This is a genomic window from Streptomyces sp. S465 (assembly GCF_026898115.1).
Lineage (GTDB): Bacteria > Actinomycetota > Actinomycetes > Streptomycetales > Streptomycetaceae > Streptomyces > Streptomyces luomodiensis.
Genome location: NZ_CP114036.1, coordinates 3,400,467 through 3,416,150, shown reverse-complemented (window position 1 = coordinate 3,416,150; position 15,684 = coordinate 3,400,467). Strand labels below are relative to the sequence as shown.

Here is a 15,684-nt window from a genome sequence, read left to right as displayed (position 1 = left end):
ACCGGCTCCCCTGTTGGAATCTGTGGAGCATTTTCCGATGCCGTCTGCCGTAAATGGATTGCGTAAATGGCGAATGAAGAGACGCTGCGGGACTACCTCAAGCTGGTAACGGCGGATCTGCATCAGACTCGCCTCCGTCTGCAGGAGGCCGAGGCGAAGAACCACGACCCCATCGCCATCGTGGGGATCGGCTGTCGTTATCCCGGAGGCATCGAGTCCCCCGAGGACCTGTGGCGCATCGTCAGCGAGGGCATCGACGCGGTCAGCGAATTCCCGGTCGACCGCGGGTGGAACGTCGAAACGATGTACCACCCGGATCCGGACCACCCCGGCACCAGTTATGTGCACGAGGGCGGATTCGTCGACGGGATCGCCGATTTCGACCCGTCCTTCTTCGGTATCAGCCCGCGTGAAGCGCTCGGCATGGACCCGCAGCAGCGCATGCTGCTGGAGACGTCCTGGGAGGCTTTCGAACGCGCCGGTATCGACCCGGTCTCGGTGCGCGGCAAGCAGATCGGCGTCTTCGTCGGTACCAGCAACCACGACTACCTGGGCGCGATCCTCAGTTCCAATGAGAACTTCGAGGGCTACTTCGGCACCGGCAACGCCGCGAGCATCGCCTCCGGCCGCCTGTCGTACACCTTCGGCTTCGAGGGCCCCGCCGTCACCGTCGACACCGCCTGCTCCTCCTCGCTGGTGGCGCTCCACCTCGCCGTCCAGGCGCTGCGCAACGGCGAATGCTCGCTCGCCCTCGCCGGCGGCGCGACCCTGATGTGCGCGCCCGGCGTCTTCGTCGACTACAGCAAGATGCGCGGACTGGCCTTCGACGGGCGCTCCAAGCCCTTCGCCCCGGAGGCCGACGGCTTCTGCCTGGGCGAGGGAGTCGGCATGCTGCTCGTCGAGCGGCTCTCGGACGCCCAGCGCAAGGGCCACCCGGTCCTCGCCGTGGTACGCGGCTCGGCCGTCAACCAGGACGGGGCGTCCAACGGTCTGACCGCGCCCAACGGCCCGTCGCAGCAGCGTGTCATCCTCCAGGCGCTGGCCAACGCCCGGCTCACGCCCGATCAGGTCGACGCCGTCGAGGCGCACGGCACCGGCACCGCCCTCGGCGACCCGATCGAGGCGCAGGCGCTGCTGGCCACCTACGGCCAGGACCGGCCCGAGGGCAAACCGCTGCTGATCGGGTCCATCAAGTCCAACATCGGCCACGCCCAGGCGGGCGCCGGTGTCGGCGGTGTCATCAAGATGGTCATGGCGATGCGGCACGGTGTGCTGCCCAAGACCCTCCACCTCACCGAGCCCACCCCGCACGTCGACTGGACGGCCGGGGACGTCGAACTGCTCACCGCCCCCCGCGAGTGGCCCCGGGACCCCGAGGGCGCGACGCCGCGCCGCGCGGGCGTCTCGTCGTTCGGCATGAGCGGCACCAATGTGCACACCATCCTGGAGGAGCCCCCCGCACCGGCCGCCCCCGCCGAGCCCTCCGAGCCGGACGCGCAGGCCCAACCGCCGCTCACGCCCGTGGTGCTGTCCGGCAAGGACCAGGCCGCGCTGCGCGCCCAGGCCGCCCGGCTGCACGCCCATCTGGCCGCCCACCCCGGCCACCGCCTCACCGACATCGGCTACTCCCAGGCCGTCACCCGCGCCGCACTCGACCGCCGCGCCGCGGTCGTCGCGGCCGACCACGACGAGCTGCTCGCGGGCCTCGCCGCGCTCGCCGAGGGCCGCCCCCACACCGGGCTGACGGAGGGGACGGCCGCCGAGGGCAAGGTCGCGTTCCTCTTCACCGGCCAGGGCAGCCAGCGACTCGGCATGGGCCGCGAGCTGTACGCGACCTACCCGGTGTTCGCCGAGGCGCTGGACGCGGTCTGCGCCCAGCTCGACCGCTTCCTCGACCGGCCGCTGAAGGACGTGGTGTTCGGCGACGACGCCGCGACGCTGGACCGGACCGGCTACACCCAGCCGGCCCTGTTCGCCGTCGAGGTCGCCCTCTTCCGCCTCGTCGAGTCCTGGGGCCTGCGTCCCGACTTCCTCTCCGGCCACTCCATCGGCGAACTCGCCGCCGCCCATGTCGCCGGGGTGCTCTCGCTCACCCACGCCTGTGCCCTGGTGGCGGCGCGCAGCCAGTTGATGCAGCAGCTCCCCGCCGGTGGCGCCATGATCGCGGTGCAGGCGTCCGAGGACGAGGTGACGCCGCTGCTCACCGAGCGCGTGAGCATCGCCGCCCTCAACGGCCCGACGTCGGTCGTCATCGCCGGCGACGAGGACGCGGTGGCCGCCCTCGCCGCGTCGTTCGAGGAGCGGGGCCGCAAGACCAAGCGGCTCACCGTCAGCCACGCCTTCCACTCCCCGCTCATGGACGGGATGCTGGAGAACTTCCGCCAGGTCGCCCGGCGGCTGACCTACGAGGCTCCGAAGATCCCGATCGTCTCCGGCCTCACCGGCACCCTGGTGGGCGCCGAGCAGATCACCGACCCCGAGTTCTGGGTCCGGCACGTGCGCGAGACCGTCCGCTTCCTCGACGGCGTCCGCCGGCTCGAGGACTACGGCGTGACGACGTTCGTCGAACTGGGCCCCGGCGGGGTGCTCTCGGCCATGGCCCAGGACTGCGTGACCGGCGCCAGGACGCGGACCTACGCGTTCCTGCCCGCCCTGCGCCCCGACCGTCCCGAGGCCCGCACCCTCAACCAGGTGCTCGCGCAGGCCCATGTGCGCGGCGTCCCCGTCGACTGGCACGCCTACTACCTCGGCACCGGCGCCCGCCGCGTCGATCTGCCCACCTACGCCTTCCAGCGGCAGCGCTACTGGCCGTCCGACCCCTTCTCCTACGTCGACTCCGCCGAGGGCCCCGCCGTCTCCGACGTGGCCGACGCCCGGTTCTGGGAGGTCGTGCACAGCGAGGACCTGGCCGCCCTGGTCGAGACCCTCGGCCTCGACGGCGACCAGCCGCTCAGCGAGGTCCTGCCCGCCCTGTCCGCGTGGCGCCGGCAGAGCCAGAACCGGTCCACCGTCGACGGCTGGCGCTACCGCACCCTCTGGAAGCCGCTGCCGCAGACCCAGACCCGGCCGCTCACCGGCACCTGGCTCGTCGTCACCCCCGCGGGACACACCGGCGACCCGTGGACATCGGAGCCGGTACGGACGCTGACCGAACGCGGCGTACGCGTCCACGAGATCAGCGTGGACGGCACGACGGCCGACCGGGCGGACATCGCCGGGCAGATCCGTGCCGCGCTGGCCCCGGCCGGGGAGGACCCGCGCCTGGCCCCCCACGCCGACGGCGTCCTGTCGCTGCTCGGCCTGGACGAGCGGCCGCACGCCCAGCACCCCGCGCTCACCGCGGGACTCGCGGGCACCCTCGCCCTCGTCCAGGCGCTCGGCGACGCGGGCATCGACGCCCCGCTGTGGGCCGCCACCCGCGGTGCCGTCTCCGTCGGCCGCTCCGACCGGCTCACCAGCGCGGTCCAGGCCCAGATCTGGGGCCTGGGCCGCACCGTCGCCCATGAGCACCCCGAACGCTGGGGCGGTCTGGTCGACCTCCCGCAGACCGCCGACGCCCGCGCCCTCGGGCGGCTGGCCGACATCCTCGCCGGGCTCGGAGACGAAGACCAGCTCGCGGTGCGCGCGCAGGGCATCCACGTACGCCGCCTGATCCGCGCACCGCACCAGGAGACCCCCGACGGCGGGTGGTCCACCCACGGCACCGCTCTGATCACCGGCGGCACCGGTGCCCTCGGCGGGCATGTGGCGCGCTGGCTGGTACGCCACGGTGCCCAGCACATCGTCCTCACCAGCCGGCGCGGCCCCGACGCCCCCGGCGCCGGTGAGCTGCGCGACGAACTCATCGGCCTCGGTGCCGAGGTGACCATCGCCGCGTGCGACATCACCGATCGGGACGCCCTGGCCGCCCTCCTCGCGTCCATACCGGCACAGCTTCCGCTGACCACGGTCGTACACGCCGCCGGAGTGCTGGACGACGGCGTCCTCGACGCCCAGACACCCCAGCGGCTGGCCGACGTGCTGCGCCCCAAGGCCGAAGCGGCACGCCATCTGCACGAGCTGACCCGCGGACTGGACCTGTCCGCCTTCGTGCTCTTCTCCTCCATGGCCGCCACCTTCGGCGCGCCGGGCCAGGCCAACTACGTGGCCGCCAACGCCTACCTCGACGCACTCGCCGAGGAGCGCCGTGCCGAGGGCCTGCCCGCCACCTCGATGGCCTGGGGCGCCTGGGCCGAAGGCGGTATGGCCACCGACGAACTCGTCGCCGAACGGCTCCGCCACTCCGGGCTCCCCGCCCTCGCACCCGAACTGGCCACCGCCGCCCTGCGGACCGCCCTCGACCTCGACGAGACCTTCTCCCTCGTCGTCGACATCGCATGGGACCGCTTCGCGCCCGGCCTCACCGCCGTCCGCCCCCACCCGCTCATCGCCGACCTCCCCGAGGCCCGGCGCGCCCTCGAAGCGGCATCGGCGGCCACCGGGGCGGGCGCCCCGGACGCACCGTCGTCCCTGCGGCAGCGCCTGGCCGCCGCCGCGACCGACGAGGAGCGCGAGCAACTGGCCCTGGACCTGGTCCGCACCCAGGTGGCCGCCGTCCTCGGCTACCCCGGACCGGACGCGGTGGAGCCCAGCCGCGCCTTCCGCGACCTCGGCTTCGACTCGCTGACCGCCGTCGAGATCCGCAACCTGCTCGCCACCCTCACCGGGCTCAAGCTGCCCGCCACCCTCATCTTCGACTACCCCACCCCGACCGCCCTCGCCGACCACCTCCAGGCCGAACTCATCGGCTCCCGGCCGACGGTGACCGGCGCGTCCTCACTGGGCGTGGCCCTGGACGACGACCCGATCGCCATCGTCGGGATGAGCTGCCGCTTCCCCGGCGGCGTGCGGTCGCCCGAGGAGCTGTGGCGGCTGCTGGTGTCCGGCCAGGACGCGGTGACCGGCTTCCCCACCGACCGCGGCTGGGACCTCGAGACGCTCTACGACCCGCAGGGCACGGGCGAGTACACCAGCTACGTCCGCGAAGGCGGATTCCTCGACGGTGCCGCCGAGTTCGACCCCGTCTTCTTCGGCATCTCGCCGCGTGAGGCCCTCGCCATGGACCCGCAGCAGCGGCTGCTGCTGGAGACGTCCTGGGAGGCGTTCGAGCGGGCCGGGATCGACCCGACCACACTGCGCGGCCAGCAGGTCGGCGTGTTCGCCGGTACCAACGGCCAGGACTACCTGCCCGTGATCCTCTCCGCCCCCGACGGCTCGGAAGGCTTCCTGGGGACGGGTAACGCGGCCAGTGTGCTGTCCGGCCGGGTGGCGTACGCGCTGGGTCTTGAGGGTCCGGCGGTGACGGTGGACACGGCGTGTTCGTCGTCGCTGGTGGCGTTGCACTGGGCGATGCAGGCGTTGCGGGCGGGTGAGTGCTCGTTGGCGCTGGCCGGTGGTGTGACGGTGATGTCGACGCCGGGTGCGTTCGTGGACTTCAGCCGTCAGCGCGGTCTCGCGGCGGACGGGCGGATCAAGGCGTTCGCGGCGGGTGCGGATGGCACGGGCTGGGGCGAGGGTGTGGGCATGCTGCTGGTGGAGCGGCTGTCGGATGCCCGGCGCAACGGCCATGAGGTGCTGGCGGTGGTGCGTGGGTCCGCGATCAATCAGGACGGTGCGTCCAATGGTCTGACCGCGCCGAACGGTCCGTCGCAGCAGCGGGTGATCCGGCAGGCGCTGGCGGGTGCGGGTCTGTCCCCGTCCGAGGTGGACGCGGTCGAGGCGCATGGCACGGGGACGACGCTGGGCGACCCGATCGAGGCGCAGGCGCTGCTGGCCACCTACGGCCAGGACCGGCCCGAGGGGCAGCCGCTGTGGCTCGGCTCCCTCAAGTCCAACTTCGGGCACACGCAGGCCGCGGCGGGTGTCGCGGGTGTGATGAAGATGGTGCTGGCGCTGCGTCACGGTGTGCTGCCGCGGACGCTCAACGTCGATGAGCCCACTCCGCACGTGGACTGGTCGTCGGGCGCGGTCGCGCTGTTGACCGAGGCGCGGGAGTGGCCGGAGACGGGCCGTCCGCGCCGGGCGGCGGTGTCCTCGTTCGGCATCAGCGGCACCAACGCCCACACCATCATCGAGCAGGCCCCGGCCCACGAGGACGAGACGACCGAGGGCACGGCGCCGGTCGCCGCGCCCCGGTCCGGCGTCCCCGCCCCCTGGGTGCTCTCCGCCAAGACCCCCGAGGGCCTGCGCGACCAGGCCGTACGGCTGCGCGCACACCTCGACGACCACCCCGGACTCGACATCGCCGACGTGGCGTTCACGCTCGCCACCCGCCGTACCGCGTTCGAGGAACGCGCGGCCCTCGTCGCCGAGGACCGGGACGGGCTGCTGTCCGGCCTGGACGCCCTCGCCGAGGGACGTACGGCGGCCGGGCTGGTCGAGGGTTCCGTGGCCGGTGGCAAGGTGGCGTTCCTGTTCACGGGGCAGGGGAGTCAGCGGCTGGGGATGGGGCGCGAGCTGTACGACGCCTTCCCGGTGTTCGCGGACGCGCTGGACGAGGTGTGCGCCCATCTGGACGCGCATCTGGAGCGGCCGCTGCGGGATGTGCTGTTCGGGGACGATGCCGAGGCGCTGGACCGGACGGAGTTCACCCAGCCCGCGTTGTTCGCGGTGGAGGTGGCGCTGTTCCGGCTGGTCGAGGCGTGGGGTCTGAAGGCGGACTTCCTGTCGGGGCACTCCATTGGTGAGCTGGCCGCCGCGCATGTGGCGGGCGTGCTGTCCCTCGCCGACGCGTGCACGTTGGTGGCGGCTCGTGGGCGGTTGATGCAGGAGCTTCCGGCCGGTGGCGCGATGATCGCGGTGCAGGCGTCGGAGGACGAGGTGGCGCCGCTGCTGACCGAGCGGGTCTCGATCGCCGCGCTGAACGGGCCCACCTCGGTGGTCATCGCGGGTGATGAGGACGCGGCGCTGGAGATCGCGGCGGGCTTCGAGGCGCAGGGTCGTAAGACCAAGCGGCTCTCGGTCAGTCACGCGTTCCACTCGCCCCGTATGGACGGGATGCTGGAGGCGTTCCGTGAGGTGGCCGAGGGGCTGACGTACGAGGCCCCGCGCATCCCCATCGTGTCCAACCTGACGGGCGAGCTGGTCTCCGCCGAGGAGATCACCAGCCCCGGCTTCTGGGTGCGCCACGTCCGCGAGGCCGTGCGCTTCCTGGACGGCGTCCGCGCCCTCGAAGCGCGGAACGTCACCACGTTCATCGAGCTGGGACCGGACGGTGTGCTCACCGCCATGGCCCAGGAGTGCGTCACCGACGCCGAAGCCACTGGCTTCGCCACCGTCCTGCGCAAGGACCGCCCCGAGGCCGAGGCGCTCACCACCGCTCTCGCGCGGGCGCATGTCCGGGGTGTGGCGGTGGACTGGGCGGCCTACTACGCCGGTACGGGTGCCGCACCGGTCGAGCTGGCCGCGTTTCCCACGTATCCCTTCCAGCGGCAGCGCTACTGGCCGAAGGTCTCGTCGCTGTTCCTCGGCGACGTGGCCGCGGTCGGGCTGGGCGAGGCCGAGCACCCGCTGCTCGGCGCCAGCGCCGAACTGCCGGACGCGGACGGGATGCTGTTCACCGGGCGGCTGGCGCTCTCGACCCATCCGTGGCTGGCGGACCACACCATCCTGGACACGGTGCTGCTGCCCGGCACCGCGTTCGTGGAGCTGGCGATCCGCGCCGGTGACCAGGTCGGCTGTGACTACCTCGAAGAGCTGACCCTCGAAGCGCCGCTGGTGCTGCCCGCGCAGGGCGGTGTTCAGCTGCGGCTGACGGTGGGCGCGGCCGACGGGACGGGCCGCCGTCCGCTGTCGCTGCACTCCCGGCTGGAGGGCCTGCCCGCCGAGGAGCCGTGGACCCGGCACGCCGCCGGTGTCCTGGCGTCCGGTGGCCGTCCGGAGGCGTCGTTCGAGCTGAGCGCGTGGCCTCCGGCGGACGCGACCGAGGTGGCGCTGGACGGCCGCTACGAGGGCCTGCTGGACATCGGTTTCGCCTACGGCCCCGCGTTCCAGGGGCTGCGCAGGGCGTGGCAGCGCGGTGGCGAGGTGTTCGCCGAGGTGGCGCTGGACGAGGACACGGCCGAGGAGGCCGCCGCGTTCGGGCTGCACCCGGCGCTGCTGGACTCCGCCCTGCACGCCATCGGCATGGCCGGCCTGGGCAACACGGGCGGCGAGGGGCGGCTGCCGTTCGCCTGGACCGGGGTGTCGCTGTACGCGAGCGGCGCCTCGGCGCTGCGCGTGCACCTGGCCCCCGCGGGCGCCGAGGGCGTCCGGCTGGAGATCGCCGACACCACCGGGGCGCCGGTCGCGGCCGTCGAGACCCTCGGGCTGCGCCCGGTCTCGGCCGATCAGCTGCGGAGCGCGCGCACCGCGTACCACGAGTCGCTGTTCCGCCTGGAGTGGGCGACACCGGCCGGGCTCGCCGACGCGGCCGGGGCGGATGGTCCGGCCGACGGCCGGTGGGCGGTGCTGGGCGCCGATCCGCTGGGGCTCGGGGCCACGGCGTACGGGGATCTCGCGACACTGGCCGAGGCGGTCGCCGAGGGCACGGCACCCACACCCGAGTACATCGTCGTCTCGCCGTCCGCCGAACTCGGTGAGCACACGGCCCGTGCGGCGCACCGCGCCGCCGCCGCGGCGCTCGGCGTCGTCCAGCGGTGGCTGGAGGAGGAGCGGTTCGGGGACGCCCCGCTGGTCGTGGTGACCCGTGGCGCGGTGTCCGTCGAGGCCGGGGAGCCGGTGGCGGACCTGGCCGGTGCGGCCGTGTGGGGCCTGCTGCGCTCGGCGCAGACGGAGAACCCTGGCCGTTTCGTGCTGGTGGACATCGACGGCCGGGACGAGTCGCTGCGGGCGCTGCCCGCCGCCCTGGCGTCGGACGAGCCGCAGCTGGCGATCCGCGCGGGCGCGGTGTCCGTGCCGCGGCTGGCGCGGGTGGCCGTGGAGCCGGAGCGGGACGACGTCCGGGGCCTCGACCCCGAGGGCACGGTGCTGGTGACCGGTGCGTCCGGTTCGCTGGGCGGTCTGGTGGCCCGGCATCTGGTGGCCGAGCGCGGGGTGCGGCATCTGCTGCTGGTGAGCCGCCGTGGCGACCAGGCGCCGGGGGCGGCCGAACTCGGCGCCGAGCTGGCCGGGTCGGGCGCGCGGGTGCGCTGGGCGGCGTGTGATGTGGCGGACCGGGAGGCGCTGGCCGCGACCCTCGCCACCGTCCCGGCCGAGCATCCGCTGACGGCCGTGGTGCACACCGCCGGTGTGCTGGACGACGGGGTGATCGGTTCGCTCACCCCCGAGCGTGTCGACCACGTGATGCGTCCGAAGGTGGACGCGGCCTGGCATCTGCACGAGCTGACCCGCGACCTGGACCTGACCGCGTTCGTGCTCTTCTCGTCCTCCTCCGGGGTGTTCGGCGGTCCGGGGCAGGGCAACTACGCGGCCGCCAACGCCTTCCTGGACGCCCTCGCCCGCCACCGCGCCGCCCAGGGCCTGCCGGCCACCGCGCTGGCGTGGGGCCTGTGGGCCGGGGCCGGTATGGGCAGCACCCTGGACGAGGCCGACATCACGCGGCTGCGGCGGGCCGGAGTGCCCCCGCTGCCGGTGGCGGAGGGCCTGGCGCTGCTCAACACCGCGCTGACCGTCGACGAGGCGTCGCTGGTGCCGATGCGGGTGGACCTCGCGGCGCTGCGTACCCAGGCCGCCAGTGGCGCGGTCTCGCCCCTGTTCCGCGGTCTGGTGCGCATCCCGGCGCGGCGCGCGGTGGACGCGACCCCGGCGGGCGGCGAGACCGGGCTGGCCGGACGGCTGGCCGGGCTGTCCGAGTCCGAGCAGGAGCGGTTGCTGCTGGATCTGGTGCGGGGCCAGGTGGCGGCCGTGCTGGGGTACGCGGGTGCGGAGACCATCGGTTCGGGGCGCGCGTTCAAGGAGCTGGGCTTCGACTCGCTGACCGCCGTGGAGCTGCGCAACCAGCTCAACACGGTCACCGGGCTGCGGCTGCCCGCGACGCTGATCTTCGACTACCCGGACCCGCAGGTCCTGGCCCGCCATCTGCGCACCGAACTCGTCGGCGCGCAGTCCCCGGCGGTGCACACACCGGTGCCGGTCGCGGCCGCCACCGACGACGAGCCGATCGCCATCGTGGCGATGAGCTGCCGCTACCCCGGCGGGGTCACCACCCCCGAGGAGCTGTGGCAGCTGCTCGCCGCGGGCGAGGACGGCATCTCCCGCTTCCCGGACAACCGGGGCTGGGACCTCGAGGCGCTCTACGACCCGGACCCGGAGACCCAGGGCACCTCCTACGCCCGCGAGGGCGGTTTCCTGCACGACGCGGCCGACTTCGACCCGGCGTTCTTCGGCATCTCGCCGCGCGAGGCGCTGGCGATGGACCCGCAGCAGCGGCTGCTGCTGGAGACCGCCTGGGAGGCGTTCGAGCGCGCCGGGATCGACCCGCTGTCGGCGCGCGGCAGCAAGACCGGTGTGTTCGCGGGCGTCATGTACCACGACTACGGGTCCCGGCTGCACGCGGTGCCCCAGGAGGTCGAGGGCTACCTCGGCACCGGCAGCTCCAGCAGTGTGGTGTCCGGCCGGGTGGCGTACACCTTCGGTCTGGAGGGCCCGGCCGTCACGGTCGACACGGCCTGCTCGTCGTCGCTGGTCGCGCTGCACCTCGCGGCGCAGGCGCTGCGCAACGGAGAGTGCTCGCTGGCGCTGGCCGGCGGTGTCACCGTGATGTTCACCCCGGGCACGTTCATCGACTTCAGCCGCCAGCGCGGACTGGCCAGGGACGGCCGCTGCAAGTCCTTCGCGGCCGCCGCCGACGGCACCGGCTGGGGTGAGGGCGCGGGCATGCTGCTGCTGGAGCGGCTGTCGGACGCCCGGCGCAACGGCCATGAGGTGCTGGCCATCGTGCGCGGCTCGGCCGTCAACCAGGACGGCGCGTCCAACGGTCTGACGGCCCCCAACGGCCCGTCCCAGCAGCGCGTCATCCGCCAGGCCCTCGCCAACGCCCGCCTGACCACCGGCGAGGTGGACGTGGTGGAGGCGCACGGTACGGGGACGACGCTGGGCGACCCGATCGAGGCGCAGGCGCTGCTGGCCACCTACGGTCAGGACCGGGACGCGGAGCGGCCGCTGTGGCTGGGCTCCGTCAAGTCCAACCTGGGCCACACCCAGGCCGCCTCCGGTGTCGCCGGTGTCATCAAGATGGTGCTGGCGATGCGCCACGGGCTGCTGCCGCAGACCCTGCACGTGGACGAGCCGTCGCCACACGTGGACTGGTCCGCCGGTGCGGTCTCGCTGCTGACCGAGGCGCGCCAGTGGCCGGAGACCGGCCGTCCGCGCCGGGCCGCGGTGTCCTCGTTCGGCATCAGCGGCACCAACGCCCACGCCATCATCGAGCAGCCGCCCGCGCTCGGCACGAGCGAGCCCACGGCGGAGCCCGAGGCCCTGCCGTACGTGCCCGTGCTGCTGTCGGCGCGCACCGAGGACGGGGTGCGGGCCCAGGCGCGACGGCTGCGGTCGCGGATCGCCGCCGAACCCCGGCCCACCCTCACCGACCTGGGCTTCTCGCTCGCGACGACCCGCGCGGCGCTGGAACACCGCGTCGCCCTGGTGGCCGGCGGCCATGACGAGGCGCTGGCCGCGCTGGACGCCCTGGCGCGCGGTGAGCACCCGGCGCAGGTGCTGCGCGGCGTGGCCACCGAGGGCAAGGTGGCGTTCCTGTTCACCGGGCAGGGCAGCCAGCGGCTCGGCATGGGCCGGGAGCTGTACCAGACGTTCCCGCGCTTCGCGGAGGCGCTGGACGAGGTGTGCGACGAGCTGGACCGACACCTCGAACAGCCGCTGAAGACCGTGCTGTTCGGCACCGACGCCCAGCTCCTGGACCGCACCGGATACACCCAGCCCGCGCTGTTCGCCGTCGAGGTGGCGCTGTTCCGGCTGGTCGAGGCGTGGGGTCTGAAGGCCGACTTCCTCTCCGGCCACTCCATCGGCGAACTGGCCGCCGCGCATGTTGCCGGTGTGCTCTCGCTCGCCGACGCGTGCACGCTGGTCGCGGCACGCGGCCGGCTGATGCAGGAGCTGCCGGCCGGTGGCGCGATGATCGCCGTCCAGGCGTCGGAGGACGAGGTGGCGCCGCTGCTCACCGAGGGCGTGTCCATCGCCGCCCTCAACGGCCCGAACTCCGTGGTCGTCGCGGGCGACGAGGACGCCGCTGCCGCGCTCGCCACGTCGTTCGAGGAGCGGGGCCGCAAGACCAAGCGGCTCACGGTCAGCCACGCCTTCCACTCCCCGCACATGGACCCGATGCTCGCGGACTTCCGCAAGCTCGCCGAGGGCCTGACCTTCAACGCCCCGAAGATCCCGCTGGTGTCCTGCCTGACCGGCACCGTGGTCTCGGCCGACGAGATCCGCATGCCGGACTTCTGGGTGCGCCACGTCCGCGAGACCGTGCGCTTCGCCGACGGTGTCCGCACCCTGCGCGACCAGGGCGTGACCACGTATCTGGAGCTCGGCCCGGACGGGGTGCTCTGCGCGATGGGCGAGGACTGCCTCGCCGCGTCGGAGGCGGCGCAGGACGCCGACGCCGACGCGGTGTTCGTCCCCGCCCTGCGCGGCGGCCGTCCCGAGGCCCAGGCGCTGGCCACCGCCCTCGCCCAGGCCCACGTCCGCGGCGCGGCCCCGGACTGGGCGGCGTTCTACGCCGGGCGCGGCGCCCGCCGGGTGGAGCTGCCCACCTACGCCTTCCAGCGCCAGCGCTACTGGCTCGACGTGGGCATCTCCGTCGAGGACGTGGTCCTGGCCGGCCTCGGCTCGGCGGACCACCCGCTGCTGGGCGCGGCGGTGGAACTGCCCGACACCGGTGGCTTCGTGTTCACCGGGCGGCTGTCGCTGCCGACGCACCCCTGGCTGGCCGACCACGCCGTCATGGACACCGTCCTGCTGCCCGGCACGGCCTTCGTCGAACTCGCGCTGCGCGCCGGCCACGAGGCGGGCTGCGACACCATCGAGGAGCTGACCCTCCAGGCGCCGCTGGTCCTGCCCGAACAGGGCGCCGTCCAGCTGCGGCTGGAACTCGCGGCGGCCGACGAGACCGGGCGGCGTCCGCTGACCCTGCACTCCCGCCGGGAGGACGCCCCCGCCGACGAGCCGTGGATCCGCCACGCCACCGGCTTCCTCGCCCCGGGCGGGCAGCACACCGAGCCCGCGCGGACGGACCTGGACGTATGGCCCCCGGCCGACGCGACGGCGCTCGCGACCGAGGAGTTCTACCCGGGCGCGGCCGCCGCCGGACTCGGCTACGGCCCCGTCTTCCAGGGGCTGCACGCCGCCTGGCGGCGCGGCGACGAACTGTTCGCCGAAATCCGGCTGCCCCAGGGCTTCGAGCCCGAGGCCGCCGCGTACGGGGTGCATCCGGCGCTGCTGGACGCCGCCCTGCACACCCTCGGCCTCGACCCGGAGGGCGAGGGGGGCGAAGGGGCGCGGCTGCCGTTCGCCTGGACCGGCGTCCGGCTGTACGCCGGGGGCGCCGCGTCGCTGCGGGTCCGGCTGCGGTCCGCCGCCGACGGGGTGTCGCTGCACCTCGCGGACGGCACCGGCGCCGCCGTCGCCACCATCGACCAACTGGTGCTGCGGCCGCTGTCGGCCGAGCAGCTCGACGCCTCGCGCACCGCGCACCACGAGTCGCTGTTCCGTCCCGACTGGATGGAGCTGCCCGCACCGGCCGCCTCCGCCACCGACATCCCGCTCGGCGAGCGCTGGGTGACCCTCGGCGCCGGCACCGGCTTCACCGTCGCGGGCGAGCGGCTGGAGGACCACCCGGACCTCGCGGCATTCGCCGCCGCCCTCGACGGCGACGCGCCCGCCCCCGACGTGGTCGTGGCGCCCCTCACCGCCACCGGCGGCGCGGCCCCGCTGCCCGACACCGCCAGGGCCGCCGCCCGGCACGCCCTGGACCTGGTCCAGAACTGGCTGAACGACCAGCGGCTCGCCGACACCCGCCTCGTCCTCGTCACCCGGGGCGCGGTCGCGGCGGGCCCCGGCGAGGACATCGCCGACCTGGCCCACACCACCGTCTGGGGCCTGGTGAAGTCCGCGCAGTCGGAGAACCCCGGCCGTTTCGTGCTGGTCGACACCGACGGCACCGACGCCTCCCAGCGGGCCCTGCCGGCGGTGCTCGCCACCGACGAACCGCAGCTCGCCCTGCGCTCCGGCGTCGGCCACGCCTACCGGCTCGGCCGGGTCCCGGCCCGGCCGGACACCCCCGAGCCGGACGGATTCGGCGACCCGGACGGCACCGTGCTGCTGAGCGGCGCCACCGGCGCCCTGGGCGGCCTGTTCGCCCGCCACCTCGTGGCGCGGCGCGGCGTACGCCACCTGCTGCTGCTCAGCCGGCGCGGCGGCGACGCGCCCGGCGCCGCCGAACTCGCCGCGGAACTGGGCGAGATGGGCGCCGAGGTCACCTGGGCGGCCTGTGACACCGCCGACCGGGACGCCCTGGCCGCGACCCTCCAGGCGATCCCCGCCGCGCATCCGCTGACCGCCGTGGTGCACACCGCGGGCGTCCTGGACGACGGAGTGATCAGCTCGCTGACCGGTGAGCGGATCGACACGGTGCTGCGCCCGAAGGTGGACGCGGCATGGCATCTGCACGAGCTGACCCGCGACCTGGACCTGGCCGCGTTCGTGCTCTTCTCCTCGGCCGCCGGTGCCTTCGGCAGCTCGGGGCAGGGAAACTACGCCGCGGCCAACACCTTCCTGGACGCGCTCGCCGCACACCGCCACGCGGCGGGCCTGCCCGCCACCTCGCTCGCCTGGGGTCTGTGGGCGGCCGCCGACGGCATGGCCGGCAGCCTCGACACCTCCGATGTCACCCGCATCTCGCGCGGCGGCTTCGCGGCACTCCCGCAGGACGAGGGGCTGGCGCTGTTCGACCTGGCCGACACCCTGTCCGAGGCCGTGCTCGTACCGATCCGCGTCGACATGGGCGCGCTGCGCGGCCAGGCCGCCGCCGGACTGCTGCCGCCGCTGCTACGCGGCCTGGTCCGCACCCCGGTACGCCGCTCCGCCGACACCGGGGCCACCGGTGCCGCCGCCGGAGCCGTGGCCGACTCCGGCGCGGGCTCGCTCGCCACCCGGCTCTCCGGGCTCTCGGAGACCGAACGCGACCGGGAACTGCTGGACGTCGTCCGCGCCCATGTGGCCGCCGTCCTCGGCTACGCCACCCCGGACGACGTGGACGCCGGACGCGGCTTCCTGGACCTCGGCTTCGACTCGCTCACCGCCGTGGATCTGCGCAACCGACTGGGCGCCGCCGCCGGGCTGCGCCTGCCGGTCACGCTGATCTTCGACTACCCGACGCCCACCGCGCTCGCCGGGTACCTGCGCGAGGAGCTGCACCTGGACGGCGCGGCCGGCGCGGCCGGACACCCGCCCGTGCACGCGGAGCTCGACAAGCTCGAGGCGATCCTCGCCACGATCGCCCCGGACGACCTCGAACGCCCCGCCATCACCACCCGCCTGCGCGACCTCCTGTCGAAGTGGAATGAAACGCACAGTGCTACGGACAGCACCGCAGAAGACCGTGAAATCCAGTCCGCTACGGCAGACGAGATCTTCGATCTCCTCGATGACGAGCTCGGGCTCTCCTGACCTGCTCCACAAGAGCTCATCGACTCA

General features: G+C 74.1%; 1 protein-coding gene. It reads left to right on the top strand.

The window, feature by feature from the left end; genetic code table 11:
• Positions 1-66: 66 nt before the first annotated feature.
• Complete coding sequence (locus N6H00_RS14535) at positions 67-15,657, top strand: type I polyketide synthase (RefSeq protein WP_268972094.1); 15,591 nt, start codon at positions 67-69, stop codon at positions 15,655-15,657.
• Positions 15,658-15,684: the final 27 nt, after the last annotated feature.